This window comes from Accumulibacter sp. (assembly GCF_023806625.1).
GTDB lineage: Bacteria > Pseudomonadota > Gammaproteobacteria > Burkholderiales > Rhodocyclaceae > Accumulibacter.
In genome coordinates, this window is record NZ_JAMTDX010000027.1 from 17,239 (window position 1) to 42,673 (window position 25,435).

Genomic DNA, 25,435 nt, shown 5'->3' on the forward strand with positions numbered 1-25,435 from the left:
AAAAGCGAAGGCCGCCGTGGGCGGTGCCGCACGGCGGCCTGCGGGATGTTCCGCGGCGGTCAGCTGGCTGACGCTTCGCCCGCGCCTTCCTCGGCCTCGGTGGCTCCCTTCCTGGCCGGGATCGAGGCGACGACCGGATCGTCGTCGCCGTGCAGGACCGGCTTGACGCCGGCGGGGTAGGCGAGTTCGGAGACGTGGATCGCGTGGCCGGCGCTCAGGCCGCCGAGGTCGACCTCGATGTATTCGGGCAGATCCTGCGGGAGACAGGTCACGTCGACCTCGTTGAGCGCGTGCGAGACCTTGCCGCCGGCGAGCTTGACTCCGGGCGCGACGTCCTCGTTGATGAAATGCAGCGGCACCTTCTGGTGGATCGCATGTGCGGTGTCGACGCGCTGGAAGTCGCAGTGCAGGACCAGCGGCTTCCACGGGTGCATCTGCGAATCACGCAAGACGACGCTCTCGGGGCGACCGTCGATCTCCAGCGTCAGGATCGAAGAATGGAAGGCCTCCTTGCGCAGGTTGATGAGCAGATCGTTGTGATCGAGGTCGATCATCTGCGGCTCGGCGGGGCCTCCGTAGACGATCGCCGGCACGCGGTCTTCGCGACGCAGGCGGCGGCTCGCTCCGGACCCCTGGACGCTGCGCTTGCGCGCTTCAAGTTCAAACTTCATGTATGACTCCCGGTGGATACGAATCCCGCCCGCGACCAGGCGGGGAGTTGAAGAAATCCGGAAAGAGGTCCGAAACGCCGTTCGGTCATTCGATGAACAGCGAGGAGACCGAATCCTCGTTGCTGATCCGGCGAATCGTTTCGGCCATCACCTCGGCGACCGACAGTTGGCGGATTCGCGGCGAATTCTGTGCATCTTCGCGCAAGGGGATGGTGTCGGTGACCACCAGTTCGTCGAGGTCCGAGGTGTCGATCCGTGCGACCGCGTTGCCCGAGAGCACCGGGTGCACGCAATACGACAGGACCTGCTTCGCGCCGTGCTGCTTGAGCGCCGTCGCCGCCTTGCACAGCGTGCCGGCGGTGTCGACCATGTCGTCCATGATCACGCAGGTGCGCCCGTCGACTTCGCCGATGATGTTCATCACTTCGGCGACGTTGGCTTTCGGGCGGCGCTTGTCGATGATCGCCAGGTCGCATTCGAGGCGCTTGGCCAGCGCACGCGCGCGGACGACGCCGCCGACGTCGGGCGAGACGACCATCAGGTTTTCGAAGTCTTTCTTCCAGACGTCGCCGAGCATGATCGGCAGCGAATAGATGTTGTCCACCGGGATGTTGAAGAAGCCCTGGATCTGCTCGGTATGCAGATCCATGGTCAGCATCCGGTGGACGCCGGCGGCCGTCAACAGGTCGGCGACCAGTTTTGCGGCGATCGGCACGCGCGCCGAGCGGACCCGTCGGTCCTGGCGCGCATACCCGAAATACGGAATCGCCGCGGTGATTCTCGCCGCCGAGGCCCGCTTCAGCGCATCGACCATGACCAGCAGTTCCATCAGGTTCTCGTTGGCCGGAGCACAGGTCGACTGGAGGATGAACACGTCCATGCCGCGGACGTGCTCCTGGATCTCGACGCTGATCTCGCCGTCGGAGAATCGGCCGACGTGGGCGCGGCCGAGCGAGATGTTCAGGCGTTTGACGACTTCGGCAGCCAGCGCGGGGTTGGCGTTGCCGGTGAATACCATCAGGCTGTCGTAGGCCATGCAGTGCTTCCCGGGGCGCCCGCACCACCGGCGCCGTAAAAGCAAGACGGGCAGGTCAGGCGGCCTGCCCGCGTCGCGGAAATCGGGTGGCTGGGGAAGAAGGATTCGAACCTTCGAATGCCGGAATCAAAATCCGGTGCCTTGACCAGCTTGGCGACTCCCCAGCGCTACAGCTCACGTTGGCCCGAAGACCAGCGAGGCGGGCATTATAGACGGCTTTCGCGCGGAAAAAAAGCGTCCGGCCGGCTGCTGGCCAGGGCCATGAATCAGCGGCACGGCGCTGCCGCTCGCGCCGGCTGTCTGGTAGACTGCGCGCGCTGCGGCCAGGCGCGCGGGGGGTCGGGTTGCCGGCGAAGTCTCGGAAGGGGTGACGATGCGCGAATCGGTGCAGGAAAGCAGGCTGCCGGAGCCGGCGGGGTTGCCGGACGAGGCCGCACGTCTGCTGCGCGTCGTTTCGGAAATGGTCCGCGAAACGAGGCCCGGGCGAGCCGAGCGCGTGAGCCTGGCGAGTCATCTCGAACGCGACCTCGGGCTCGACAGCCTGGCGCGAGTCGAACTGCTGCTGCGCATCGGCAACGAGTTTGGCCGATCGCTTCCCGAAAGCGCGCTCGCTGACGCCGAGACGCCCAACGACCTGTTGCGCCTGATCGGCCGGGCCAGCGCCGAGAGCTTCGTCAGCGGGCCGGCCGACCTCGCCGTCGGCGCCGGGTCGGCCGGTATGCCGGTGCACGCCACGACGCTCGTCGAGGTGCTCGAGTGGTACGCCGGGCGGACGCCCGATCGGGTGCATGTACGCCTCTATGGTGAAGACGAGCACGGCGAGTTCCGCGCCCGGACGCTGACTTGCGGCGAACTGCTCGCCGAGGCCAGACGCGTTGCCAGCGCACTGGTCACGCGCGGCCTGCAACCGCGGCAGGCGGTGGCGCTGATGCTGCCGACCGGGCGTGACTACCTCTCGTCGTTCTTCGGCGTGATGCTGGCCGGCGGCATTCCGGTGCCGATCTATCCGCCGGCGAGGCTCGGGCAGATCGAGGATCACCTCAAGAGGCATGCGCGAATCCTGGCCAACGCCGAAGCCGTGTTCATGATCACCGTGCCGCAGGCCAAGGGCGTCGCCGCGCTATTGCGTGCCGAAGCGCCGGCGCTGAGCGAGATCCTGACTCCCGACGAACTCGACGGCCAGGCGATCGGCCTGCTCTACCGCGCGACCGCCGCCGACATCGCGTTCCTGCAGTACACCTCGGGCAGCACCGGCGATCCCAAGGGGGTCGTGCTCAGCCACGCGAACCTGCTCGCCAATCTGCGGGCGATGGGCGAAGCGGTCGACGTGTCGAGCAACGACGTGTTCGTCTCGTGGCTGCCGCTCTATCACGACATGGGCCTGATCGGCGCCTGGTTCGGCTCGCTCTATTTCGGCATGCCGCTCGTCCTGATGTCGCCGCTGGCCTTTCTCTCGCGACCGGTGCGCTGGCTGCGCGCGATCGCCGAGCATCGCGGCACCGTTTCGGCGGCACCGAATTTCGCCTACGACCTCTGCGCGCGCAAGCTCGCCGACGCCGATCTCGAAGGGCTCGACCTGTCTTCGTGGCGGTTGGCGCTCAACGGTGCGGAACCGGTGAGCCCGGCGACGGTCGCCGCCTTCGCCGACCGCTTCGCTCCCCACGGGCTGCATCGCGAAGCGATCACGCCGGTCTACGGCCTCGCCGAATGCTCGGTCGGTCTGGCCTTTCCAGCGCTTGGACGCGGCCCGCGGATCGACCGGATCGACCGCCAGGCGCTGGTCGCCGACAGGCAGGCGCTGCCCGCGGGCGCGGCCGACCCAGCGCCGATGGAAGTGCCGGCCTGCGGCCGGGTGATCCCCGGGCACGAGATTCGCATCGTCGATGAGCAGGGCAGCGAGCTGCCCGACCGCCACGTCGGGCGATTGCAGTTTCGCGGGCCGTCGGCGACTTCGGGCTACTACCGGAACCCGACGGCGACGCAGGCGCTGTTCCGCAACGGCTGGCTCGATTCGGGCGATTTCGCGTACGTCGTCGATGGCGAGATCTTCCTCACCGGCCGGGTCAAGGACCTGATCATCCGCGGCGGCCGCAACCTCTATCCGTACGAACTCGAGCAGGCCGTCGGCAACCTCGCCGGAATCCGCCGGGGATGCGTCGCAGTGTTCGCGAGCAGCGACCCGGCCAATGCCACCGAGAGGCTGATCGTCCTCGCCGAGACGCGCGAGGACGACCCGGCGCGGCGCGAGGCGCTTCGCCGGCAGATCGACGAGGTGGCCGTCGAGGTCGCCGGCCTGCCGGCCGACGAGGTCGTTCTCGCGCCGCCGAACTCGGTGCTCAAGACTTCGAGCGGGAAAATCCGGCGCGCCGCTTCGCGTGAAGCCTTCGAGCGCGGGCTGATCGGCGTTCCGGGGCCTTCGCCGCGGCGGCAGATGCTGCGCCTGGCCGCGGTGGCGCTGCGTGCGCGCGCCGGCGAACTCGGCCGGCGAGTGGCGCGGCGGGTCTACGGTCTCTGGGCCTGGCTGGTCTTCGTCGTGCTGGCGATTCCCGTCGCGCTGCTGGTCACCGGCCTGCAGGCGCCGGCCGTCGGGCGGCGCGTCGTTCATTTCGCCGGGCGGGTCTTCCTCGCGCTCTGCGGAATCGAGATCAGGGCCGACCAGGCGATCGAGCCGCCGGCCGGGCCGCACCTGCTGCTCGTCAACCACTGCAGTTATCTCGATTCGCTGGTGCTCTTCGCGCTCGTGCCGCCGGGCGCGGACTACCGTTTCGTGGCCAAGCGGGAGTTCGTCAGCCAGCGGCTGATCCACGCCTTCCTGCGCGGTCTCGGAACGCTGTTCGTCGAGCGCTTCGAGGCCGCGAAGAGCGTCGAGGACGTCGACGCGCTGGTCGACGCACTGCGCGATGGCCAGCGGCTGGTGATCTTTCCCGAAGGGACGTTCTCGCGCGAAGCCGGCCTCAAGCCGTTCCGCATGGGCGCCTTCGTCGCCGCCGTGCGTGCCGCGGTGCCGGTGTGGGTCGGCGGGCTGCGCGGGACGCGCGCCGTGCTTCGCGATCGCACGTGGGTACCGCGGCGAGGTTCGGTGGACTTCGCCTGCGGGCCGCTGCTCGCACCGTCCGGTGACGACTGGGCGGCGGCGGTGCGCCTGCGCGACGCGACGCGGCGGGCGATGCTCGAACTCTGCGGCGAGCACGACCTCGACCGCTGACTGCAGCGGGGGAGGGTGAGCCGGATGGCGAACGCGGGGCACGCGCCGCGTCCGACAGGCCGCGGGTCACCGCCGCGGCGGCCGGCTTCCACGCCGGAGCGGGTGTGCGACGGCGGCCGGACGATCGTCGATCAGAGCCGTTCGCGGGTCGAGGGAAGAGATCTAGCGCGTTTCGGCGCCTCGAGATGGGTCTCGGGGAACCGGGCGCGTCAGGCGGACGGCCCGGAAGGCGGTTCATCCTGCTCGCAGGATCTGGGCTTGCCCGGACGGTGTCACGGAATCTCGATCTCGATCAACCTGGATCGTCTGGCGCTCTCGACAGCGGCGACGACCATGTGCTCGCAGGCGCGTATGCGCGACCAGCTCGTGGTGCTCAGGACGATCATTCCGATCGCTCTGGCGCTGAGGTTCTGCTGATGCTGGAGCCGGCGATCCGTGGTGATCAGAAGATTGAACTCTTCTCTGTCCGCCGCCCAGAGCGGTTCGCCGTTGCGCAGCGTTGACCAGCCCTGCTCAAAGGCGGTTACTACGAGGTGATCGGGCAAGGCAAAGGCGGAGTGGCACGGGCGTACCCTGATCGAACAGGAGACGCATCTACGCTGCCGCAAGTGAGCTCCGCGCTGCGTGCTCGATAACGCGCTTCGCCTGGTCAAGGCTGACGCCCGGAAACCATTCAATGAACTCGGCCAGCGTTGCACCCGCCTCGAGATTTTCGAAGAGGGCCGCGACCGGCACACGCGTGCCCCGAAAGACCCAGACCCCGCTCACCAGGTCAGGATGGGACTCTACGGCTGGACAGGGTGACCAATCAATCATCGCTGGATTCTAACACTCTCTCCGAGTTCGATCCGCTCAGATTCCGGGGCAGCGTTGGCATCGTGGGTGCGTAGCCAGAGTGCTCTCCTTCGCTCGATCGACGCTTTGCCAAGGTCATCTTGTCGTGGCAAGGCAGTGCTTCACCAGCCAGCCGATCTGGCACGGTTTACGAACCTGATCCGCTGTTGCTGCCGATCGGGCTGGCTCGAGGTCAATGGCCCGCGTGGCTGGTCGTCCTGGCTTCCTTGATGGCGGTCATGATCTGGTCCAGGTTGTAGCTCGCCGGGGCCTGGAGCGGCGGGAACGCCCTGAACGTTTCCAGCTCCTTCAGCCACAGCATTTGGCCGATCGGCAGCAGGTTCCAGTCATAGATGTAGGCGGTGCTCGGCGCGGCCAGCGCACCGCCGTATCCCAGCAGTGTCTTCTGGTCATCGGCCACCGCCTGCTCGAACGGGTCGCGCCTGATGTTGTTGACCTGCGTCCAGTGATAGTTGACGACCCCGGTCAGGCCGCCCGTCGCCGAAGAAGGCGCCATCGTGTAGTAGAACTTCCAGTTCTTGTAGCGCACCGCCGACGGATGCGTTCCGGTCCAGTAGTACAGCGTGTCGCGTGCGGACGGTCCCTGTCCCTCGAGGTAGGCGCGCTGGTTCACGCCGTCGAGCGTGGTCTTGACGATGCCCGGATAATGGCCCGCCTCGATCTGTTTCTTCAGCGCGTCGCCTTTCGGACCGCCGGCGATGTCCACCAGCGTCGGCATCCAGTCGAGCGCCGACATCATCTCCGTCTTCACAGTCCCGGGCTTGATGTGGCCCGGCCAGCGAACCACCAATGGTACCCTCATCCCGCCTTCCCAGGTCGTCAGCTTGCCGCCGCGGAACGGCGTGACCCCGCCATCCGGATACGTGATGGCCTCGGCGCCGTTGTCGGTGGTGAACACGACGATCGTGTTGTCGAGCTGGCCCATGTCCTCGAGCTTCTTCAGCACGTAGCCGATGTTGTCATCGAGCTGTTTCATCCCGGCCTCGTTGATGCCCCAGTCCTTGCCGCCCTTCTCGCCGAGCATCGCCTCGTACTTGGGCGAGAGCATCGTGGTGATGTGCATGCGGGCCGGGTTGTACCAGACGAAGAACGGCTTGCCCGTCTTCTTCGGGTCGTTGCGGTCGAGGTAATCGATGACCTTGGACGAGATCTCCTCGTCGACGGTCCTCGACCGATCCAGTGTGAGCGGACCTTCGTCCTTGCAGGTCTGGTTCCTGGCGGTGCCGTCGGAGGACGTGCAGGCGATGATCGGGCGCGGAGGCGTCATGCACAGCGTCGTGCGCGGGTCGACAGCGCCCGGCGGGTCCGAGAGTCCGCGAATCGGCGTGTTCCTGCACGGCGGAACGACGGTTTGCTCGAGCGGCGACTTGTTGATGTCCGGGAAGCTCACGCCCTGCATCGCGTCGAGGTGATACAGGTAGCCCCAGAACTCCTGGAAACCGTGTGCCGTCGGCAGCGAGTCGGTCTTGTCGCCGAGGTGATTCTTCCCGAACTCCCCGGTGTTGTAGCCGAGGTCGCGGAGGAACCGTGCGAGCGACGGCGTCCCGGGCAGCAGCGAGCTGGTCGCCCCTGGCAGCTGCGGCATGATCATGCCGGCACGGATTGGATGCATCCCGGTGAAGAAGGCGGTCCGGCCCGCCGTGCAGCTCTGCTCGGCGTAATAGGTCATGAACAGCGCGCCTTCCTGCGCGATGCGGTCGATGTTCGGCGTCTCGCCGACCATCAGTCCCCGGTGATAGACCGACGGCTGCATGATGCCGATGTCGTCGCCCATGATGAAAAGGATGTTCGGCTTGCTCGCCTGCGCGGCGGCCGTTGCGCTGGTCGCCGCGAAGAGCGCTGACCAGAGCAGCTTGTGTGTGGTCTTCATCGATTGCTCCTGTGAATGCCCTGTCCAATCGTCACGACTCTCGGTTCCGCCCGGGCTCGGCGCGGGATGCCGTTCATTCCTGGTGCCAATCCATCCTGGCCAGAGGCCGGCCGGGAGTGGCCTTGATGCCGGCAGCCAACCTATCGGCCGCGGGCCCCGCGTGTGCGAAAAACTTCTTCAGCCCCGGGCACAAGTAGTTGAGGCCGGGCTCGCCATCGGGCGTACGCACTATCCGGTTCTTCGGGCACTCGCCCCAGCAATCGTTGAGGAACGCACAGGCCCGGCAGTACTGCGGGAGCGTCTCGGACTTGGCGTAGCCGAACTTAACCTGCGCCGGATCGAACACCATCTCGCCCAGCGACCGGTCGCGTATGTTGCCGAGTCGGTACTCGGGATAGACGTAGTGGTCACAAGCGTAGACGCTCCCATCGTGCTCGATGGCCACGCCCTTGCCGCAATTTTCGGAATGGATGCAGATCTGCGACGGCCGTCCCATGCGTTGCACGACCAGCGTCTCGCAGAAGTTGACCAGCACCTTGCCGAGGTCGCGGGCCATCCACTCGTCCCAGACCCTGCAGAGAAAATAGCCGTATTCGTCAGGGTCGACTGACCACGGGGTGACGATCGACAGCGGGTGGTCGGGCTTCGCGCGCGGTGTTCCGACTTGCGGGGCCCGCGAGGCATCGCCGTGCCCCGGCGCCGTCGTCTCGAAACCGCGCGGCTCGACAATCGGAATGAACTGCAGGTAGGTCGAGTCGAGCTCGCGCCGCAGGAAGCGGTAGACATCGAGGGGGCGCTTCGCGTTGTAGCGGTGGACGCAGGTCAGCGTGTTGAACGGAACGCCGGACCGCTTGAGCCACTCCCAGCCGCGCATTACGTCGTCGAAGGACGGCTGCCCGCGCTTCGTCGGCCGCATCGCGTCGTGGACATCCCTCGGGCCGTCGACAGACAGCCCGACCAGGAACCGATTGCCCTTCAGGAACTTCGCCCAGTCCTCATCGAGCAGCGTGCCGTTGGTCTGCAGGTCGTTGTCGATCCGTTGACCGGGCTTCGCGTACTTGCGCTGCAGGGCGACGACCTTCTCGAAGAAAGCGAGGCCAAGCAGCGTCGGCTCGCCACCCTGCCATGAGAAGACGATCTCGTTGGCGGTCACGCTGCGGATGTAGTTGCAGATGAACGCCTCGAGGACATCGTCACCCATATGCCCGGGACCTGGTCCGCCCGCGAGATTCTCCTTGCTCAGGTAGAAGCAGTACGAACACCCCAGGTTGCACGCCGACCCGGCGGGCTTGGCCATGACGTGGAAACGGCGCGTCGCGCGGTCGCCCAGCCACTGGGGGGCGTGGTACTTGTCGATGGCAGTGTCCGGCATCGGTGTAGTTGGACGGGGCTCCCAGTGGCCTGCTCACGGGCCCGATGATGCGGGCCAGGGTCGCCTGCCGAGTTGACCTAGCGCAAGAGAGTGCGGGAAATCGAAGCGCACCCTGGCGAGCGCAGCAGTGCCCACCAGGCGGAGTCAGGATCGAGGTCTGCTTCAGCAGTCCCTGAAAAGTGCTCTGAATCCCGGTCGCAGGGACGAGTTCTCGCACGACGGGCCAGGGCAGCTCGTCGGGCTGCGCGCCTGGCGCCTGTGCGCTGGCGCGCTGCGGGCACCTGCCGGGCGATGCGCCGATCGAATTCGTAGTCAGGCGGCGAATGAGCCTGCGGATCGTTCTCGTCCGCTTTGGCGTCGTGCATCTCCCGGAGCGGCGGCGAACGGGCGGGAATGAGGCGTGGCGGCGAGGTCGGTTCGCCCAGATCGGTCAGGCTCTTGCGCGCGGCGCCGGCGTCGGCGATCAAGGCTGTGATTCGCATCTCGCCGCAGCGGCGTCGGTAGACGAGCGACAAGACCTCAGCGAACCGGGCGGGCAGCAGCGCCCAGAGGGCGCGGGCGGCCCGACGGTGGATGGCTTCGCTTCCCCGCGGTGCGTCTGCGCGACACGGCGGGCGATGCTCGATTTCTGCGGCGAGCACGACCTCGACCGCCGATTGCAGCGGGGGAGGGCGCGGCGACCCGGTGAGGGCGAGGGCTGCAGGCCGCGCGCGGCGTCCGGCGGCGGCGAGCCGTCGGTGAAACGACCAGTCGGGCTCCTTGCCAAACACATTTTTTCCAGGAGGCTCGGTCGGCTCCCCGGGCTCGTCCAACAGACGGTTCAGATCGTGGCTTCGCTTCGCTCACACGCTCCAACCTCTTTCGTCAGCGCCATAGAATTCGATCATGCCCGAGATAATGACGCCACGCTGCGAAGGACTGTCCAGCGGATCCGCCCGGAGCAATCATGAGTCCGCGGGACTGCGCGCGAAACGATGCCGTTTGAAATAGGCCTCGTGTCAGATCGCCTTGAGGTCGTTCAGATAGCGTTGCCAGTTGTGCACGTAGTGTTCGGCGCTCAAGCGCAGCCGGGCGACTTCGTCGTCGCCGAGCTGGCGGATGATCTTGCCCGGCGAACCCATGACCAGCGAGTGGTCGGGGATCAGCTTGCCTTCGGGGATCAGCGTGTTCGCGCCGATCAGGCAGCCGCGGCCGATGACCGCCTTGTTGAGTATGACCGAGCCGATGCCGATCAGCGCACCGTCGCCGATCGTGCAGCCGTGGAGCATGACCAGGTGGCCGACGGTGACCTCACGTCCGATGGTCAGCGGCACGCCCTCGTCGGTGTGCAGGACGCAGTGATCCTGGATGTTGCTGCCCTCGCCGATGACGATCGGGTCGTTGTCGCCGCGCACGGTGGTTCCCCACCAGATCGACGCGTGGCGTTCGAGACGCACGTCGCCGATGACGATCGCGTTGGCGGCGACCCAGCTCTGCGGGTCGATCTGCGGGTGGCGGGTGCCGAGGGCGTAAAGGGTCATCGCTGGAGCCTCTTGGGACTGTCGGAAGCCCGATTGTAGCCCTACTGGTGGCGCAACGCCTCGATCGGGTCGAGTGCTGCGGCGCGGTGCGCCGGGTAATAGCCGAAGAAGATGCCGACCCCCGCGGCCACGGCGAAGGCGACGAGCACCGACCCGCCGGAAATGACGATCGCCATGTCGGTCAGCGCGTTGGTCAGCAATGCTCCGCCGACGCCGAGAGCGAGCCCGAGCAGGCTGCCGGCGATCGAGATCATCAGCGCCTCGAGCAGGAATTGCGCGAGGATGTCGCGCTCGCGCGCGCCGATCGCCATGCGGATGCCGATCTCGCGTGTCCTCTCGGTCACCGAGACGAGCATGATGTTCATGATCCCGATTCCGCCGACGAGCAGCGACACCGATGCGATCGCTCCGAGCAGCACGGACATCACGCGTGTCGTCTCGGCCGCCGAGTCGGCCGCGGCGGCCAGATTGCGGATGAAGAAGTCGTTGTCCTGTCCTTCGCGCAGGCGGTGGCGCTGGCGCAACAGCGCGGTCATGTCCCTTTCGACGGCCGGCATCGCCTCGGCGGAAGTGGCCTGGACCATGATCATGCGCACCGAGCCGACGAAGGGCGTGCCGAATACCTTGCGCTGCGCGGTGCTCAGCGGGATGATCACCGTGTCGTCCTGATCGCGGCCGTCGAGGTTCTGTCCCTTCGGCCCGAGCACACCGATGATCACGAACGGGCTCTGGCGGATGCGGATCGTCTGGCCGAGCGGGTCGTCGGTGCCGAAGAGGTTCTCGGCGGCGGTGCGGCCGATCAGCGCGACCCGGGTCGCCGAGCGCACATCGGAATCGCCGAACGGGTAGCCGGCGACGATCGTCCACGCGCGGGCGTCGAGGTAAGGTGGCGTGGTTCCGACGACCGTCGAGCTCCAGTTGTTCGCCCCATGGACGAGCTGCTGGGTGCCCTGATGCACCGGTGCGACGTTAACCACGCCCTCGAGTTCGGCGATCGCCTCGGCGTCGGCGACGGTCAGCGTCGGGCCACCGCCGCCCCCGCTGCGCAGTCCGGCGGCGCTCGTCGATCCCGAGATGACGATGTACAGGTTGCTGCCCATCGTGCTGATCGTCTGCGCGACCGCGTACTGGGCGCCCTGACCGATGGCCATCATCAGGACCACCGAGCCGACGCCGATGACCATGCCGAGCATGGTCAGCGCCGTGCGCAGGCGGTTCGCGCCCATCGCCTGCCAGGCCTCGCCGAGCATCGCCCTCAGCATGTCGCCGGGGCTTTCGGCGTGGGCTGGTCGCTGACCATCCGCCCGTCACGGAAGCGCACCTGCCGTGCCGCGTGCGCGGCGATGTCCGATTCGTGGGTGACCAGCACGAGGGTGATCCCGTCGCGGTTCAGCGCACCGAACAGGGCCATGATTTCCTCGCTCGTCTGGCTGTCGAGGTTGCCGGTCGGTTCGTCGGCGAGGATCAGCGACGGCGAATGGATCAGCGCGCGGGCGATCGCCACGCGTTGCTGCTGGCCGCCGGAGATCCGGCTCGGCAGCGAGCCGGCGTATTCGCCGAGGCCGACGCGGTCGAGTTCGCTCCGCGCGCGCCGGCGTCGCTCTCGACGGTCGATGCCCGCATAGACCAGGGGCAGCGAAACGTTGTCCTCGAGGTTCATCCGCGGGAGCAGGTTGAAGCCCTGGAAAACGAAGCCGAGCGTACGGTTGCGCAGGCGGGCGAGTTCGTCCCGGGACAGATGAGCGACGTTGCGTCCGACGAGAAAGTAGTCGCCGCTGCTCGGCGTGTCGAGACAGCCGAGCAGGTTCATGAACGTCGACTTGCCCGAACCCGAGGGACCCATGATGGCCACGAACTCGCCGGCTTCGATCGTCAGGTCGACGTCGCGCAGCGCCGGGAAGTCGCCGACGGCGGTCGGGTAGGTCTTGCCAAGCGCGACGACGCGAATCACCGGCTCGCTCATCGCCGTTCTCCGGTCCGCTGACGCGGCGTGTCGGCCGGCCGGCGGTCGGCGAGGGCAGTCGGGGTGGCGCGACGGCCGCGCAGTCCGGGAAAGCGGACAGCGGCGAGGATGACTGCGGGGACGGTGCCAGGGGACATTTTTCGCTAGTATAGCGAGCCTCGCGGACTTGCCGTACGCCCGGCTGCCTGCGTCGCACAGGGGAAAGGGCGGAACGGTTTCATGGGAGATGCGGCGTTGCCCTGGATGGAGTTGCTCACTCTCGGCGTCCTGCTCGGCGCTGCGGGCTTCTGGTACGACAGCTTCCAGGCGCGCGCGGCGGGAATGGACGCGGCGCGGGCGGCCTGCCGGGCCGAGCACCTGCTGCTCCTCGACGACACCGTGGCCCTCGTCGCCCTGCGCCTGGCGCGCGACGACGATGGCCGGTTGCGCCTGAAGCGCGTCTATGCCTTCGAATACAGCGATACCGGCGACAACCGGCGGGCAGGGCAGGTGACGTTGCTCGGCCAGGCGTTGCTCAGCGTGCATCTGGCGGCCGAGGCGCGGGCGCGCCCGACGCTGTCGCTCGTCTCGGGCCTGCCCGCGGAAAGTGCTGCGCCGCGGGTAGGCGATGGCGAGGCGGGCGAGTGTCCGGCGAGGCGCCCGAAGCAGTGAATTACCTCGCGCACGCTTTGCTCGCCGGGGCCGACGACGACTGCCGCTTCGGTGGGATCATCGGCGACTTCGTCAAGGGGCCGTTGGCCCCGGCCGGACTCGCCGAGGGCGTGCTGCGCGGCGTCGTGCTGCACCGGAAGATCGACGGCTTTGCCGATGGCCATCCGGCGTTCAGGCGCAGCCGGCAGCGGATCAGCGGCGCGCGCCGGCGCTACGCCGGGGTGATCGTCGACCTCTTCTACGATCACTTCCTCGCGGTGTTCTGGTCGAGGTACTGCGCGACACCGCTCGAAGCCTTTGCCGCCGAGGTCTATGCGCTGCTCGAGCGGCGACCGCTGCCCGGGCGGCTGGCGACGATCTTTCCGCGAATGCGCGAAGAAGACTGGCTGACCGGCTACCGCCGTCCCGAGGCGGTCGCGCTCGCGCTCGAGCGGATCGCCGAACACCGCGCTCGGCCGGGCAATCCGCTCGCCGCGGCGGGAGAGGAACTCGCCCGGGAGTACCAGGGCCTGGCCAGCGACTTCCTCGAGTTCTTCCCCGCCGTCGAAGAGTTCGCCGGGGCTTTCATCGGACAAGCGCCAAAGACTTCGCCGGGCGGCAGCGGCCGGGTCGCCTGCGCCGGTCCATGGCCGGCCGCTGCGTCGCGAGTCACCTAGAAACCGGTGACGAACTTGAAGAAGAACTTGTTGCCCTGGAAGCCGTTGTCGACTCCGGTCTCGTGGTTCCAGCTGGCGACGAAGCTCATTCCCTGGTAGTTGTACTGGAGCGCCGGGCCGTAGGCGAAGACGCGGGTGCGGTTGCCGACGTTCTGGCCGTTCCGCTTGTCGTCGGTGGTCTGCGTCAGGTAGTAGCCGGCGAGGCCGATGCCCCACGGGCCGAAGTGCTGCCCGACGAGGTAGTCCATGTGGAAATCGTCGCCCGACTGATAGTTGGTGTCGCGGTTCTCGGCCTTGATGTTGTACATCAGTTTCGCCGAGACCTCGAAACCGCTCTGGTTCAGGTAGGTGAAGGCGAAGATCGGCTCGAAGCTGAAATAGTTCGCGCCCAGAGTCTCCGTTGGATTGTTGGCGTTGTACTTGCCGGTCGGCAGGTAGATGTCGAGGCCGACGGTCAGGTGCCAGTCGGGCGGGAAGTGCCAGCCGATGATCAGCGGGTCGATGACGATGTCGCCGAAGCCGAAGGTGCTGCCGCTGCCGATTCCCGGGAAAGGCGTCTTCATCCGCTGGTAGGCCAGCGGAACGATCGCATGCACGGCCCAGTCTCCGCCGAGAATCTTGTAGCCGGAGACGTGGATGAAGCGCAGCGCGTCGAAGGTCGCGTTGACCTCGAGGCCGGGGACCTTGTTGCCGGCGTTGTCGCGGTAGTCGCCCTCGTAGTAGCCGAGATAGTTGATGAAGTAGTTGCCGGGTGGCGGCAGCGCCCCAGCCATGAAATTCTCCGAGCCGTTCGGGTACTGCCCGGGGCCTTCGCGGGCCAGCACCGTCGAGTCGGAGAGCAGCGCGGCCAGCGCCAGGGGCAGCAGCCTGTACTTCGCCTTCATGAATCCTCCCTCGTGAGTTCCCTGGGCATCGGCCACCGGACGGTCGTCCGACCTTCAGGTCATCCGCCATCGTACCCGAGCGGGGCGCCGCCGTTGCCGATCGCACTGGCCTTCGAGCAACTGCTGTGGCGAAGAAACCACGCTGGCGGTCCGGGCGCGCTGGCCGGCCGCCGACCGGTCGATCAGGAACGCCCGGCCTTGCCCGGTACCGGCACCATGATCGCCTGTCCCGGCGCCGAACAGCCGGCGTCGCAGCAGCGACCCGGTTGTCGGTTGCGAGTGATCGGTCGCGACTCGTCGTGCAGGACGCCGCGCTCGAGCAGCCTTTCGACGAGTTCGACCTTGTTGCCGACCGGGTAATTGCGCCAGATCTCCTGCTTCATCGCCGCCGGCGACCCGCCGCCGTGCAGGCTGATCACTGAGTACCAGCCGCCCTGGTACGACGCGGTGAGGTCCTCGATGAAGCGCGCGACCTCGATTCGCTTGTCGTAGGGCACGTCGGGGTTTGCGCGCAGGAGTTCGGCCAGCGTCGCTGCAGTTTCCGGATTGTGGTCCTCGTCAGGCCCCGGAAGCGCGACGATCAGCCCGCCCGAGACCTCGTGCGCGAGCCGGTGCATGTCGTAGATCTGCGTGGCGAGGAGCAGCTTGCCGATGTTCGCGAAGACCGGGTCGGGCATGAAGCTGCCGCTGTACTCGTCGCGTGTGGCATAGACGCTGGCCGCGACACCGCAGGCGTAGAATCCCTCGATGATGCTGATCAGTTCGACCATCGGGTCGCGCAGGCTCGCCTTGCGCTGCGGATCGAGCCCGTTGGCCTCGCAGATCAGCGCACCGGCGCCGATCAGCAGGTCGCCGAAACCGGCCCGGGCGGCGATGCAGCTGTGCCGATGGTGGGTTGCGTAGTCGTAGGTCAGAGACGCCGAGTGTTCCCATTCGCCGGCAAAGAAGACGCGTTCCCAGGGCACGAAAACCTCGTCGAAGACGACCACACCGGTCGACTGACCGTAGCGCCGCGAGAACAGCGCCGCGCCGTGTTCGGGCTTCTCGCCGGGGCGCCCCGCGGGGCGCGCGACGATCGTCACCCCGGGAGCGTCGACGGGTACTGCGCAGCAGACTGCGAAATCGGCGTCGGCGGCGCCCATGTTGCGCCCCGGCATGACCAGGAACTCGTGCATGTACGGCGCGCCGGTGACGATCGCCTTGCAGCCCGAAATGACGATCCCGCCGGCTCTTCTGCCGGAAACATGGACGTAGGCGTCGGGGTTGTCCTGTTCGTGCGGACGGCGCGAGCGGTCGCCCCTGGCGTCGGTCATCGCGATGCCCAGCGCCAGATCGCCGGCCTGCACCGCGTCGAGATAGGCAGCAAAGCGCGCGCGGTGCTCGCTGTTGCCGCGCGCGTCGTCGATCCGCGCGCAGACCTGGTGGATCGCGTTCAGCGCGTCGTGCGCCAGATAGCGCTGGGCGCAGCCCGTTTCCTGGCAGAGCAGGCGAACGGCTTCGAGCTTGTCGAGCAGGTCGCCGGCCGATTCGTCGATGTGCAGCATGCGGTTGACGGTCCGGCCGGTCGCCGTTTGCACGGCAGTCATCAGCTTCGACTTCGCTGGATCGAGTGCGAAGTCGTAGGTCAGCGCGAGTGCGTTGATTCCCGGTTGCAGCGCCGGGGAGTCGGCGACCGAGGCGATCGACTGGCCATCGACATAAACCCTCGGCGAGCAGCGGCGCAGCGAGTCGCGGTAATCCGCGCCGCTCATCAGTCTGGACGTGGGTGGGACCGCGGGCGGTGTCGAATTCATGATTGCTCCTGATGGAGATGGCCAAAGTTGGCGAGTGGGTCGAGCACCGCTCGCCGGCCAAAGGCTTCGCCCGAGTATACGCGATCCGGTTGTGCGGCGATCGGCGGACCGATGCGCCTCTGCCCGGGCCTGGCGCAGCGCTTGGGCGTCGGTCGAAATCCGCGGCCAGGCCTTCATTTGCCCGATGCTCAGCCGTAGACTGTCTTCGCCGGGTTGCTTCACTGGCTGAGGACATCAAACGGGGGGGGGGGCGATGAAAGTCTCGTTCAAGGGGAAGATCATCCTCGCGCTGGCAGCCACTTTCGTGGCCATGCTGGTCACCGCTGCGGCGCTGATCTATCTGACCCAGGTCAGGCAGATGAAGGGAGCACTCGAAGCCCGGATGCGCGGCGACGAGCGCGTCTTCCTGACCCAGATGGCCAGCGACGCCGACGGTCTCGGGCGGGCACTGGCGGCGACGACGCGGATCGACGCGCTGCTCGACGCTTTCGAGGCGCGCAACCGCGACGAACTGCAAAGGCGAGCGAAGCCGCTGTTCGACGACCTCAAGGCACAGTTCGGGATCACCCACTTCTATTTCTTCGAGCCGGACGGAACGACGTTCCTGCGCGTGCACAAGCCCGAACAGCACGGCGACCGGAACGCCCGCAACAGCTTCCGGATGGCCGTCGAGCGGGATCAGCTCGCGGCGAGCCTGGATATGGGCAAGAACTTCTTCTCGTTGCGGGCGGTTCGTCCGGTCGTCCGCGACGGGCGGAAGATCGGCTACTGGGAACTCGCCCAGGAGATCGACCACCTGCTGCCGGCGACCAGGGCGATCACCGGCGACGAGGTGGCGGTCCTGCTCGCCGACGGCTATATCCGCAAGAAGGGGACCGAGATCCGGGGCGAGCAGGTCGGCGGGCTGACGCTGCTCGAGGCGACCAACCGCGAACTCGTCGTCAAGCTCGTTCGCGAGTTCGCGCTCCCGGCCGATTCAGCGGAGGCGGTCCTGCATGTCGGCCAAAGCCACGCGCTGATGGGCTTCCCGTTTCGCGACGGCGCCGGCGAGCTTGCCGGAGTACTCGTTTTCGCGCGCGACATCGCGGCCGAACGCGGCGCCGTACGGGCGGCGATTCTGCGCAACCTGCTGTTCATCACGGTGATCCTCGTGTTCGGCGGAGCGCTCATCGTCGGCGTCGTCCATCACGCGGTCGCCCAACTCGGCGGGGATCCCGCCTACGCGGTCCGCGTGGCCCGCGAAATCGCCGCCGGCAACCTCGCCGTCGAGGTGCGCAGCGATACGCAGCATCCGGACACGCTGCTCGCCGCGGTTCGGGAAATGCAGTCGGCGCTGCGCGACATGGTCGGCGCGATCCAGCGCAGTGCGTCGAATCTCGATCAGGATGCGTCGACGCTGGCCAGTCTGGTCGGCGACGCCTCGCGCGCGCTGAGCGGAGAGTCGGATTCGGCGCGCTCGATCGCTGCGACGCTGGCCGAGGTCACCAGCCGGATTGGCCGGCTCAGCGCGAGCGCGGTCGCCGCCCGGACGGCGGCGCTCGAGTCGGGCGAGCTGTCGAGGCAGGGCGGGCAGGTGATCGACGGGTCGGTGACCGAGGTCTCGCGAATCGCCGACACGGTGCAGCGCTCGGCAGCGATGATCGACGAGCTCGTGCGCCAGTCGGACCGCATTTCAGCGGTCACCGCGGTGATCAGGGAAATCGCCGACCAGACGAATCTGCTGGCCCTCAACGCGGCGATCGAGGCGGCGCGTGCGGGCGAGGCCGGGCGCGGCTTTGCGGTCGTCGCCGACGAAGTGCGCAAGCTTGCCGAGCGTACCGGAAAGTCGACGCAGGAGATCAGCGGGATCATCGCGCTGGTTCAGCAGAGCACCCACGCGGCGCTCGAATCGATGCACGGCGAGGTCGAGCAGGTCGGTCAGGGCGTCGAGCTGGCCCACCGGGCGAGCGCTTCGATCCGCCAGATCGAGGCCGGGACCGAGAGGGTCGCGCAGGCGATCGCGGGCATCTCCGATCTGCTCCGCGAACAGGCCGCGGCGAGCGAGCAGATCGCCATCGCGGTCAAGGGTGTCGCCGGAGCGACCGAACGCAACGGAGACGCGCTCCTCCGGGTCAGGGAAGCGGCCACCCAGGTCGAGGCCGTCGCCGGCCGGCTGCAGGAAGCCGTGCGCCGCTTCAGAATCTGACGCGGCTGCACGGGCCGGCGCTGGCCCGTGCGCGTCGACTGGTCGTCTGCCTATGGCGGCGCGGGCGGCTGGGCCTCACGCGCCGCACGGCGCCGTTCGTTGTCGGTGAGCAGGCGCTTGCGGATGCGGATCGTCTTCGGGGTGATCTCGACGAGTTCGTCGTCGGCGATGAACTCGACCGCCGACTCGAGGGTCAGCGTGACCGGCGGCGTCAGGCGCACCGCCTCGTCCGATCCTGAGGCACGGAAGTTGGTCAACTGTTTGCCCTTGACCGGGTTGACCACGAGGTCGTTCTCGCGGCTGTGGATGCCGATGACCATCCCTTCGTAGAGCCGGTCGCCGGGGACCGCGAACATCCGGCCGCGCTCCTGGAGTTTCCATAGCGCGTAGGCCACCGCTTCGCCCTTCTCGCCGGAGATCAGGACGCCGTTTCGTCGGCCGGGGATCTCGCCGCGTAACGGCGCGTACTCGTCGAAGACGTGACTCATCAGGCCGGTGCCGCGGGTCATGTTCATGAACTCGCCCTGGAATCCGATCAGGCCGCGGGCCGGGATGCGGTACTCGAGCCGGACCCGGCCGCGTCCGTCGGACGACATGTCCTGGAGTTCGCCGCGCCGATAACCGAGCGCCTCCATGACCGGTCCCTGGTGTCCGTCCTCGACGTCCAGGGTGAGCAGTTCGTAGGGCTCGCAGAGCTCGCCGTCGATTTCCTTGACGATCACCCGCGGGCGTCCGACGGCGAGCTCGTAGCCCTCGCGGCGCATCGTTTCGAGGAGGATCGTCAGGTGCAGCTCGCCACGACCGGAAACCAGGAAAGTGTCGCTGTCGGACGTCTCCTCGACGCGCAGCGCCATGTTGGTGAGCAGTTCCTTGCGCAGGCGTTCGCCGATCTGACGGCTGGTCACGAAGCGGCCTTCGCTCCCCGCCAGCGGCGAGTTGTTGACCATGAAGCTCATGTTCAGCGTCGGCTCGTCGATCTTGAGCATCGGCAGCGCTTCGGGTTGCTCGACGTCGGTCAGCGTGCAGCCGATCGCCAGGTCGTCGATCCCGGTGACCAGGACGATGTCGCCGGCGACGGCTTCGTTCATCGGCACGCGCTCGAGACCGCGGAACCCGAAGACCTGCGACAGCTTGGCGTTCCTCGGCAAGCCGTGCTCGAAGCGGCCTTCGCCGTCGGGCTGCCCGTACATGACGACGACTTGCTGCCCGGGCCTGATCCGCCCGCGCTGCAGCCGCCCGATGCCGATCCGGCCGACGTAGCTTGAGTAGTCGAGGGCCGAGATCTGCAGTTGCAGTGGCCCGTCGATGTCGCCGGCGTGCGGCGGCGGGACGTGGCTCAAGATCGTCTCGAACATCGGCCGCATGTCCGGCGACGGTCGCGACAGGTCGAGCGTCGCGTAGCCATTGATCGCCGAGGCGTAGACGACCGGGAAGTCGAGTTGTTCGTCGTTCGCACCGAGCTTGTCGAAGAGGTCGAAGGTGTGGTCGACGACCCAGTCGGGTCGGGCGCCGTCGCGGTCGATCTTGTTGACCACGACGATCGGCCGGAGCCCCAGCGCCAGCGCCTTGCGGGTCACGAAGCGCGTCTGCGGCATCGGCCCCTCGACGGCATCGACGAGGAGCAGGACGCCGTCGACCATCGACAGCACCCTTTCGACCTCGCCGCCGAAGTCGGCGTGCCCCGGCGTGTCCACGATGTTGATATGCACGCCCGCGTAATCGACGGCCAGGTTCTTGGCCAGGATGGTGATGCCGCGCTCCTTCTCGAGTTCGTTCGAGTCCATCATCCGCTCGCCGATATGCTGGTGCGCGGCGAAGGTGCCTGCCTGAACCAGCAGCTTGTCGACCAGCGTCGTCTTGCCGTGATCGACGTGGGCGATGATCGCGATGTTGCGGACGGCGCGGGACATTCTTTCTGGGGGGCTCGGCGGAACGGGCGCCCATTCTAGCACAGCAGCAAGCGGCGCCTGCTGCGGCGCAGCAGGCGAGCGCCGATTACCCGGGCCGGTTGCGCATGAAATCGGCGGTGTCGAAGAAGGACTCGAGGAGCCGTTGGCGCAGCGCGGGTTCGATTCCGACCTCTTCCATGGCCAGGAACATGCAGGCCACCCACTCGTCCCTTTCGCGGACGCCGATGGCGAAGGGCAGGTGCCGGCGCCGCAGCATCGGCGGACCGACGTTCTGAACGTAGAGGTCCGGTCCGCCGAGCCAGCCCGAAAGAAACATGAACAGCTTGTCGCGCGACGACTGCAGATCGACCGGGTGCAGCGCGCGCAGCGCGGCGAACTGCGGCACCGTGTCCATCAACTCGTAGAAGCGGTCGCAGAGCGCGCCGAGCGTGGCTTGGCCACCGATCAGCTGATACGCCGTCTGGTCCGCCATGATTCGTCCTGATCAAGATTACCCGGGGGCCATTCTAGCCGCTTGGGAGAAGTCCTGCTGGGGGCGCGTTGCCGTGGTCCGGTCGGCTGGCATGGTGGCTCGCGAGCCTGTTCCGCTTGGGCCATGACCAGGGTCCGGATGTGCCTGGCCAACCCGTTCACCGGATCCTGGACTGTCCGCCACGAACCTCTTCCCGGCTCGTCGGGCAATGCTTGATGCGCCGCAGCAGGGCGGTTGACAGAAGCCCCCGCCGCTATAGAATTCTTCCGCGCTGCAATGCAGCATGATCGGGCCGGAACGGCGTCGGAATCGGGCGGTGGCGTCGCCGTGGAGGCTGGCCGGGGTGGCGCTTTCGCTTGCCGATCGATGCGTTCGGGCGACCCGGGAATTGTCAGAACGCCCGATAGCGGGCAAACTGGGAACCTTTCTCGACTTGGCGGGGAAACTTTGAGGGCAATCAGATGACCGAAGCGATAGTGGCTTTCCTGAGGAGCAATGGTGAGCAGCTCGACGTCGACATGGCCGAAGTGCTCAACATTCCGATCGCCGAGCTGCGAGAGCAAGTCGCCCGGCTGGCCGCCTCGGGAGACGTGATCTGCTGTCGGGTGACGCGTTTCATCGAAGGACGCAAGATCGAAGGAATCAGCTGTCGCCTGTCGTGCGACCCGCCGACGCCGGCGCGCGGGCGGAAGCCGGGCGGGGCCAAGCGCGAAGACGACAGCGAAGCGGGCGTCTTCTGAGCAGCCCGACCGTCACCAGCGGAAGGTGTTCGGCAGGAAGACGACGGCCTGCACAGCGGCTCGACGGCCCGCAGGGCGTTCTCTCGAGATCTGCGCGTCGAAGAAGCATCGGCCCCGGTCGCGCAATGATCGCCGGTTAGCGACCCGATCCGCCGGTCTGACCGCTGTGCAGGGCGACGTGAAGCGGCAGCCGCATTCCTTCCGAGTAGAACCAGGCGGTGAATTTGTCGGCCTGCTTGATGCGGTCGCCGGATGGCGTGACCTTGTCCGACGGGGCGAAGATCCTGGCCATCAGCTTCGCGTCTGTTGCGCTGACGCGCAGCGCCAGGCAATTGGCCATCGCGGGAACAACGACGAGTCGAAATCCTTCGCCCCCTGCGACGCGACGACGAACGACAGGCCGTGCTTGCGGCACTCCTTGGCCATCGTCGGAAGCAGCTTGAGGCGAGCGGCGCGGTGCGCCTCGTCGAAGACCACCGCGTGCGTGATCCGCGCCTGCGTGCCGCGACGAAACATCGACTGGTTCGGGTGACGACTTCGCTGGTCGCCGAGACGAAGTCCGCTTCGTCCTCGGGGTCCGCAGCCCGTCGGGCCGACGAGGATGTGCAGGCGTCGCTGGGCCCCGGGCAATCAAGCGTGGCGAAACCGCCGGAGCGCTCGTGCAGCTGGCGGCAGCGGGCCACTTGCGTGGCGTCAGCCCGAGCGGCAAGACGCCGTTTCACCAGGCGGCGGTGATCTTCTCTGTCGATCCGGCTCTGGCCGGCGCACTGCTGCGCGCGGGCGCGTCGTCTCCTGTCCGTCTGCCAGAGCGCCGCTCAGTTCAGGTCGACGGCGTGGTGCTTGAGGTCGTCGAGGCCGACGATCAGCAGGCAGGCTTCGTTGGTCGCATTGAGCACGACGCGCGGTGCCTTGCCGGCGTGCAGCGCCTCGCGCCAGCGGGCGGCACACAGGCACCAGCGGTCACCCGGTTTGAGCCCGGGAAAGCGGAACTCGGGCCTGGGTGTCGAAAGATCGTTGCCGCGAGCTTTGGAGAAGTCGAGGAATTCCGCGGTGACGACGACGCAGACCGTGTGACTGCCGAGGTCGTCGTCGCTGGTGTTGCAGCAGCCGTCGCGGAAGAAGCCGGTCAGCGGCCGTTCGCTGCAGCTGCCGAGGATGCCGCCGAGGATGTTGCGCTGGCGCCCTCCGGAATCATCGGGTTTCACGAGCGCTCGTCGATCCAGGCCTGCTGGATCGCCTCGAGGATCTTCTCCCCACAGTGCCGCGAGTCCTCTTCGAAGCCCGGCAGGGCGAGCACCCAGTTCATCAGGTCGACGAAGTTCACGCGCAGCGGATCGACGTCCGGGTGCGCTTCCGAGAGTTCGACGGCGATCTCGTCGATCTCGGTCCATCTCATCGCTTGCCCTCCTTGACCATGTTGATCGAGTAGCGGGGAATCTCGACGACCAGCGGCGTGTCGGCGACGAGCGCCTGACACGAGAGGCGCGAATTCGGTTCGAGTCCCCAGGCCTTGTCGAGCATGTCGTCCTCGAGTTCATCCGATGGTTCGAGCGACGCGAAGCCCTCGCGGACGATCACGTGGCAGGTCGTGCACGCGCAGGACATCTCGCAGGCGTGCTCGATGGCGATGCCGTTCTCGAGCAGGTTCTGGCAGATCGACTCGCCCGCACGGGCCTCGAAAACGGCGCCTTCGGGGCAGAGCTCGACGTGCGGCAGGACGACGATCTGGGTCACACGGCTTCTCCGGTCTTCTCGGCAGTCAGCTGGCTGTCGAGTTCGCCGATCTTGCGCCCGGCAAACGCGCGGCGGATCGACTTGTCCATCCGTCGGGAGGCGAAGGCTTTGGTCTCGGCCTCGAGGTCGTCCATGGCCAGCACGATCTGTCGCCGGCTGTCGCTCAGCGAAAGCGCCTGCAGCCGCGTCAGCTCGTTCTGGATCCGGGAGAGTTCGTCGGCCGACAGCAGTTCGGCGTCGGCGTCGATCGCCGAGCGGACGGCTTCGATCAGCCGCTGTGCCTCGACCTGCGCTTCCTTGAGCGCACGACGCTGGGCATCGTCACGGACATGCAGTAGCGAGTCCTTGAGCATGCCGGCGATTTCGTCGTCGGAGAGACCGTACGAGGGCTTGACGACAGTGCTCGCTTCGACCCCCGAGGTCTGCTCGCGGGCGGTGACCGAGAGCAGACCGTCGGCGTCAACCTGGAAGGTCACGCGGATTCGCGCGGCTCCGGCGACCATCGGCGGAATCCCGCGGAGTTCGAAGCGCGCCAGCGAGCGGCAGTCGCTGACCAGTTCGCGCTCGCCCTGCACGACATGAATCGCCAGTGCCGTCTGCCCGTCGCGGAAGGTCGTGAATTCCTGTGCGCGGGCTGCCGGGATCGTCGAGTTGCGCGGGATGATCTTTTCGACGAGGCCGCCCATCGTCTCGATACCCAGCGAGAGCGGGATGACGTCGAGCAGCAGCCAGTCGTCACCGCTGACGCGATTGCCGGCGAGCAGGTTGGCCTGGGTCGCCGCGCCGATCGCCACGACCTTCTCCGGGTCGAGGTTGTTCAGCGGCTGCTGTCGGAAGAACTCGCCGACCGCTCGCTGGATTTGCGGCATTCGCGTGGCGCCGCCGACCATCACCACCCCCTTGACATCGGCGACCGACAACCCGGCGTCGCGCAGCGCCTTCTTGACCGGCTGTATCGTCTTGGCGACCAGGGTCCGGGTGATTTCGGTGAACACTTCGGTGCTCAGCGTCAGGTCCACGGCTTCACCGCTGTCGAGGCGCGCGCAGATCGGCGCCGAGCCATGGAAGGTCAGATACTCCTTGGCCTCGCGAGCCCGGGTGAGCAACATCCGCGCGTCTTCGACCGACAGCGGTTTGAGCCGCGCGGCCTCGATGATCCAGCAGAAGATCCGCTGGTCGAAATCGTCGCCGCCGAGTGCCGAGTCGCCTCCGGTGGCGAGAACCTCGAAGATGCCGCGGGAGAGCCGCAGGATCGAAATGTCGAAAGTGCCGCCGCCGAGGTCGTAAACCGCGTAGACGCCTTCGGCGGCGTTATCGAGCCCATAGGCAATCGCCGCCGCAGTCGGCTCGTTGAGCAGGCGCAGGACCGGCAGCCCGGCGAGACGGGCGGCGTCCTTGGTCGCCTGCCGCTGCGCATCGTCGAAATACGCCGGGACGGTGATCACCGCCCCGAGCAGTGGCCCTGCCAGCGCAGCTTCGGCGCGCAGGCGAAGCACGCGGAGGATTTCGGCGGACACTTCGACCGGGCTCTTCCTGCCCGCGGCGGTCAGCAGACGGACCATTCCCGGAGCGTCGTCGAAATGGTAGGGGAGGCTTTCGCGATGGGCGATGTCTCCGAGGCCCCGGCCCATGAAGCGCTTGACCGAGACGATCGTGTTGCGCGGGTCGAGCGCTTGCCTGGCCTGCGCTTCGTAGCCGACCTCCGCAGACCCGTCGGTCAGATAGCGGACCACCGAGGGAAGCAGCGGACGCCCGAGTTCGTCACTGAGCACGACGGCCAGACCGCTGCGCACCGTGGCGACCAGCGAGTTGGTCGTCCCGAGATCGATGCCGACGGCGAGACGGTGCTCGTGCGGGGCTGATGACTCGCCGGGCTCGGCGATCTGGAGCAGGGCCATGGAGAACGCGTTCGTCGATC

Annotated in this window: 25 protein-coding genes and 1 tRNA gene; 5 read left to right on the top strand and 21 right to left on the bottom strand. The window is 67.3% G+C overall.

Annotated features, from left to right (window positions below):
- Positions 1 to 59: 59 nt before the first annotated feature.
- From NFW05_RS05395 to NFW05_RS05405, 3 genes are all read right to left on the bottom strand, one after another.
- The gene (locus tag NFW05_RS05395) at positions 60 to 671 is read right to left on the bottom strand and encodes a 50S ribosomal protein L25/general stress protein Ctc (protein ID WP_295303313.1); all 612 of its coding nucleotides are present in this window, start codon (positions 669 to 671) and stop codon (positions 60 to 62) included.
- A gap of 85 nt (positions 672 to 756) precedes the next feature.
- The gene (locus NFW05_RS05400) at positions 757 to 1,707 is read right to left on the bottom strand and encodes a ribose-phosphate pyrophosphokinase (RefSeq protein ID WP_295303315.1); all 951 of its coding nucleotides are present in this window, start codon (positions 1,705 to 1,707) and stop codon (positions 757 to 759) included.
- Positions 1,708 to 1,794: 87 nt separating this feature from the next.
- Positions 1,795 to 1,871, bottom strand: a tRNA-Gln gene (locus NFW05_RS05405).
- A 209-nt stretch (positions 1,872 to 2,080) separates the two neighbouring features.
- Between NFW05_RS05405 and NFW05_RS05410 the strand changes: the two genes are divergently transcribed.
- Positions 2,081 to 4,912, top strand: coding sequence for an AMP-binding protein (locus NFW05_RS05410; protein WP_295303317.1), 2,832 nt, complete (start codon positions 2,081 to 2,083; stop codon positions 4,910 to 4,912).
- A 272-nt stretch (positions 4,913 to 5,184) separates the two neighbouring features.
- Here NFW05_RS05410 and NFW05_RS05415 read toward each other — a convergent pair whose 3' ends face one another.
- From NFW05_RS05415 to NFW05_RS05450, 8 genes are all read right to left on the bottom strand, one after another.
- Positions 5,185 to 5,520, bottom strand: coding sequence for a hypothetical protein (locus NFW05_RS05415; RefSeq protein WP_295303319.1), 336 nt, complete (start codon positions 5,518 to 5,520; stop codon positions 5,185 to 5,187).
- On the bottom strand, positions 5,507 to 5,728 hold the full coding sequence (locus NFW05_RS05420) for a DUF433 domain-containing protein (protein ID WP_295303321.1): 222 nt from the start codon (positions 5,726 to 5,728) through the stop codon (positions 5,507 to 5,509). The genes NFW05_RS05415 and NFW05_RS05420 overlap by 14 nt, the downstream gene beginning before the upstream one ends.
- A gap of 211 nt (positions 5,729 to 5,939) precedes the next feature.
- A complete protein-coding gene (locus tag NFW05_RS05425; RefSeq protein ID WP_295303323.1) occupies positions 5,940 to 7,637 on the bottom strand; it encodes an arylsulfatase in 1,698 nt (565 codons plus the stop codon).
- Positions 7,638 to 7,710: 73 nt separating this feature from the next.
- A complete protein-coding gene (locus tag NFW05_RS05430) occupies positions 7,711 to 9,009 on the bottom strand; it encodes an anaerobic sulfatase maturase (protein WP_295303325.1) in 1,299 nt (432 codons plus the stop codon).
- A gap of 77 nt (positions 9,010 to 9,086) precedes the next feature.
- Complete coding sequence (locus NFW05_RS05435; RefSeq protein ID WP_295303327.1) at positions 9,087 to 9,821, bottom strand: hypothetical protein; 735 nt, start codon at positions 9,819 to 9,821, stop codon at positions 9,087 to 9,089.
- Between the two features lie 186 nt (positions 9,822 to 10,007).
- Entirely contained in the window at positions 10,008 to 10,529 is a 522-nt protein-coding gene (locus NFW05_RS05440; protein ID WP_295303329.1) for a gamma carbonic anhydrase family protein, read from the bottom strand.
- Positions 10,530 to 10,570: 41 nt separating this feature from the next.
- A complete protein-coding gene (locus NFW05_RS05445; RefSeq protein WP_295303330.1) occupies positions 10,571 to 11,791 on the bottom strand; it encodes an ABC transporter permease in 1,221 nt (406 codons plus the stop codon).
- Complete coding sequence (locus tag NFW05_RS05450) at positions 11,785 to 12,492, bottom strand: ABC transporter ATP-binding protein (protein WP_295303331.1); 708 nt, start codon at positions 12,490 to 12,492, stop codon at positions 11,785 to 11,787. The genes NFW05_RS05445 and NFW05_RS05450 overlap by 7 nt, the downstream gene beginning before the upstream one ends.
- A 219-nt stretch (positions 12,493 to 12,711) precedes the next feature.
- On the opposite strand from NFW05_RS05450, the gene NFW05_RS05455 reads away from it, so the two are divergent.
- Positions 12,712 to 13,143, top strand: coding sequence for a DUF3301 domain-containing protein (locus tag NFW05_RS05455; protein WP_295303333.1), 432 nt, complete (start codon positions 12,712 to 12,714; stop codon positions 13,141 to 13,143).
- The gene (locus NFW05_RS05460) at positions 13,116 to 13,799 is read left to right on the top strand and encodes an acyl carrier protein phosphodiesterase (RefSeq protein ID WP_295303335.1); all 684 of its coding nucleotides are present in this window, start codon (positions 13,116 to 13,118) and stop codon (positions 13,797 to 13,799) included. The genes NFW05_RS05455 and NFW05_RS05460 overlap by 28 nt, the downstream gene beginning before the upstream one ends.
- Here NFW05_RS05460 and NFW05_RS05465 read toward each other — a convergent pair.
- Positions 13,796 to 14,683, bottom strand: a complete 888-nt coding sequence (locus NFW05_RS05465) for a transporter (protein ID WP_295303337.1) — start codon at positions 14,681 to 14,683, stop codon at positions 13,796 to 13,798. The genes NFW05_RS05460 and NFW05_RS05465 overlap by 4 nt on opposite strands.
- A gap of 182 nt (positions 14,684 to 14,865) precedes the next feature.
- Positions 14,866 to 16,476 (bottom strand): 4-hydroxyphenylacetate 3-hydroxylase N-terminal domain-containing protein, encoded by a 1,611-nt coding sequence (locus tag NFW05_RS05470; protein WP_295303339.1) that lies wholly within the window; start codon positions 16,474 to 16,476, stop codon positions 14,866 to 14,868.
- 253 nt (positions 16,477 to 16,729) lie between these two features.
- Between NFW05_RS05470 and NFW05_RS05475 the strand changes: the two genes are divergently transcribed.
- Positions 16,730 to 18,661 (top strand): methyl-accepting chemotaxis protein, encoded by a 1,932-nt coding sequence (locus NFW05_RS05475; RefSeq protein WP_295303341.1) that lies wholly within the window; start codon positions 16,730 to 16,732, stop codon positions 18,659 to 18,661.
- 50 nt (positions 18,662 to 18,711) lie between these two features.
- Here the strand turns inward: NFW05_RS05475 and typA are convergent, their stop codons facing one another.
- Both typA and NFW05_RS05485 read right to left on the bottom strand, forming a co-directional pair.
- Positions 18,712 to 20,571: a translational GTPase TypA gene (gene typA, locus NFW05_RS05480; protein WP_295303343.1), complete on the bottom strand. Its 1,860-nt coding sequence runs from the start codon at positions 20,569 to 20,571 to the stop codon at positions 18,712 to 18,714.
- A gap of 85 nt (positions 20,572 to 20,656) precedes the next feature.
- Positions 20,657 to 21,043, bottom strand: coding sequence for a group II truncated hemoglobin (locus NFW05_RS05485; RefSeq protein ID WP_295303345.1), 387 nt, complete (start codon positions 21,041 to 21,043; stop codon positions 20,657 to 20,659).
- Positions 21,044 to 21,504: 461 nt separating this feature from the next.
- Between NFW05_RS05485 and NFW05_RS05490 the strand changes: the two genes are divergently transcribed.
- Positions 21,505 to 21,783, top strand: coding sequence for an ArsR family transcriptional regulator (locus NFW05_RS05490; RefSeq protein ID WP_295303347.1), 279 nt, complete (start codon positions 21,505 to 21,507; stop codon positions 21,781 to 21,783).
- A gap of 136 nt (positions 21,784 to 21,919) precedes the next feature.
- Here the strand turns inward: NFW05_RS05490 and NFW05_RS05495 are convergent, their stop codons facing one another.
- The 6 genes from NFW05_RS05495 to hscA all read right to left on the bottom strand — a co-directional run bounded on the left by NFW05_RS05495 (position 21,920) and on the right by hscA (position 25,415).
- Positions 21,920 to 22,075 (bottom strand): hypothetical protein, encoded by a 156-nt coding sequence (locus NFW05_RS05495; RefSeq protein WP_295303349.1) that lies wholly within the window; start codon positions 22,073 to 22,075, stop codon positions 21,920 to 21,922.
- Complete coding sequence (locus NFW05_RS05500; protein WP_295303351.1) at positions 22,075 to 22,299, bottom strand: hypothetical protein; 225 nt, start codon at positions 22,297 to 22,299, stop codon at positions 22,075 to 22,077. Before NFW05_RS05500 ends, NFW05_RS05495 begins: the two co-directional genes overlap by 1 nt.
- A gap of 299 nt (positions 22,300 to 22,598) precedes the next feature.
- Positions 22,599 to 22,988: a DUF2237 domain-containing protein gene (locus NFW05_RS05505; protein WP_295303353.1), complete on the bottom strand. Its 390-nt coding sequence runs from the start codon at positions 22,986 to 22,988 to the stop codon at positions 22,599 to 22,601.
- Entirely contained in the window at positions 22,985 to 23,179 is a 195-nt protein-coding gene (gene iscX, locus NFW05_RS05510; protein ID WP_295303355.1) for a Fe-S cluster assembly protein IscX, read from the bottom strand. The genes NFW05_RS05505 and iscX overlap by 4 nt, the downstream gene beginning before the upstream one ends.
- Positions 23,176 to 23,517, bottom strand: a complete 342-nt coding sequence (gene fdx, locus NFW05_RS05515; protein WP_295303357.1) for an ISC system 2Fe-2S type ferredoxin — start codon at positions 23,515 to 23,517, stop codon at positions 23,176 to 23,178. Before fdx ends, iscX begins: the two co-directional genes overlap by 4 nt.
- Positions 23,514 to 25,415, bottom strand: coding sequence for a Fe-S protein assembly chaperone HscA (gene hscA, locus NFW05_RS05520; RefSeq protein WP_295303360.1), 1,902 nt, complete (start codon positions 25,413 to 25,415; stop codon positions 23,514 to 23,516). Before hscA ends, fdx begins: the two co-directional genes overlap by 4 nt.
- Positions 25,416 to 25,435 lie beyond the last annotated feature (20 nt).

Excerpts from the sequence above, each read along its gene's own strand:
- NFW05_RS05395 (WP_295303313.1), bottom strand. The coding sequence starts at position 671 with ATGAAGTTTGAACTTGAAGCGCGCAAGCGCAGCGTCCAGGGGTCCGGA.
- NFW05_RS05400 (WP_295303315.1), bottom strand. The coding sequence starts at position 1,707 with ATGGCCTACGACAGCCTGATGGTATTCACCGGCAACGCCAACCCCGCG.
- NFW05_RS05410 (WP_295303317.1), top strand. The coding sequence starts at position 2,081 with ATGCGCGAATCGGTGCAGGAAAGCAGGCTGCCGGAGCCGGCGGGGTTG.
- NFW05_RS05420 (WP_295303321.1), bottom strand. The coding sequence starts at position 5,728 with ATGATTGATTGGTCACCCTGTCCAGCCGTAGAGTCCCATCCTGACCTG.
- NFW05_RS05425 (WP_295303323.1), bottom strand. The coding sequence starts at position 7,637 with ATGAAGACCACACACAAGCTGCTCTGGTCAGCGCTCTTCGCGGCGACC.
- NFW05_RS05430 (WP_295303325.1), bottom strand. The coding sequence starts at position 9,009 with ATGCCGGACACTGCCATCGACAAGTACCACGCCCCCCAGTGGCTGGGC.
- NFW05_RS05440 (WP_295303329.1), bottom strand. The coding sequence starts at position 10,529 with ATGACCCTTTACGCCCTCGGCACCCGCCACCCGCAGATCGACCCGCAG.
- NFW05_RS05445 (WP_295303330.1), bottom strand. The coding sequence starts at position 11,791 with ATGCTGAGGGCGATGCTCGGCGAGGCCTGGCAGGCGATGGGCGCGAAC.
- NFW05_RS05450 (WP_295303331.1), bottom strand. The coding sequence starts at position 12,492 with ATGAGCGAGCCGGTGATTCGCGTCGTCGCGCTTGGCAAGACCTACCCG.
- NFW05_RS05455 (WP_295303333.1), top strand. The coding sequence starts at position 12,712 with ATGGGAGATGCGGCGTTGCCCTGGATGGAGTTGCTCACTCTCGGCGTC.
- NFW05_RS05465 (WP_295303337.1), bottom strand. The coding sequence starts at position 14,683 with ATGAAGGCGAAGTACAGGCTGCTGCCCCTGGCGCTGGCCGCGCTGCTC.
- NFW05_RS05470 (WP_295303339.1), bottom strand. The coding sequence starts at position 16,476 with ATGAATTCGACACCGCCCGCGGTCCCACCCACGTCCAGACTGATGAGC.
- NFW05_RS05475 (WP_295303341.1), top strand. The coding sequence starts at position 16,730 with ATGAAAGTCTCGTTCAAGGGGAAGATCATCCTCGCGCTGGCAGCCACT.
- typA (WP_295303343.1), bottom strand. The coding sequence starts at position 20,571 with ATGTCCCGCGCCGTCCGCAACATCGCGATCATCGCCCACGTCGATCAC.
- NFW05_RS05485 (WP_295303345.1), bottom strand. The coding sequence starts at position 21,043 with ATGGCGGACCAGACGGCGTATCAGCTGATCGGTGGCCAAGCCACGCTC.
- NFW05_RS05490 (WP_295303347.1), top strand. The coding sequence starts at position 21,505 with ATGACCGAAGCGATAGTGGCTTTCCTGAGGAGCAATGGTGAGCAGCTC.
- NFW05_RS05495 (WP_295303349.1), bottom strand. The coding sequence starts at position 22,075 with ATGGCCAGGATCTTCGCCCCGTCGGACAAGGTCACGCCATCCGGCGAC.
- NFW05_RS05500 (WP_295303351.1), bottom strand. The coding sequence starts at position 22,299 with ATGTTTCGTCGCGGCACGCAGGCGCGGATCACGCACGCGGTGGTCTTC.
- iscX (WP_295303355.1), bottom strand. The coding sequence starts at position 23,179 with ATGAGATGGACCGAGATCGACGAGATCGCCGTCGAACTCTCGGAAGCG.
- hscA (WP_295303360.1), bottom strand. The coding sequence starts at position 25,415 with ATGGCCCTGCTCCAGATCGCCGAGCCCGGCGAGTCATCAGCCCCGCAC.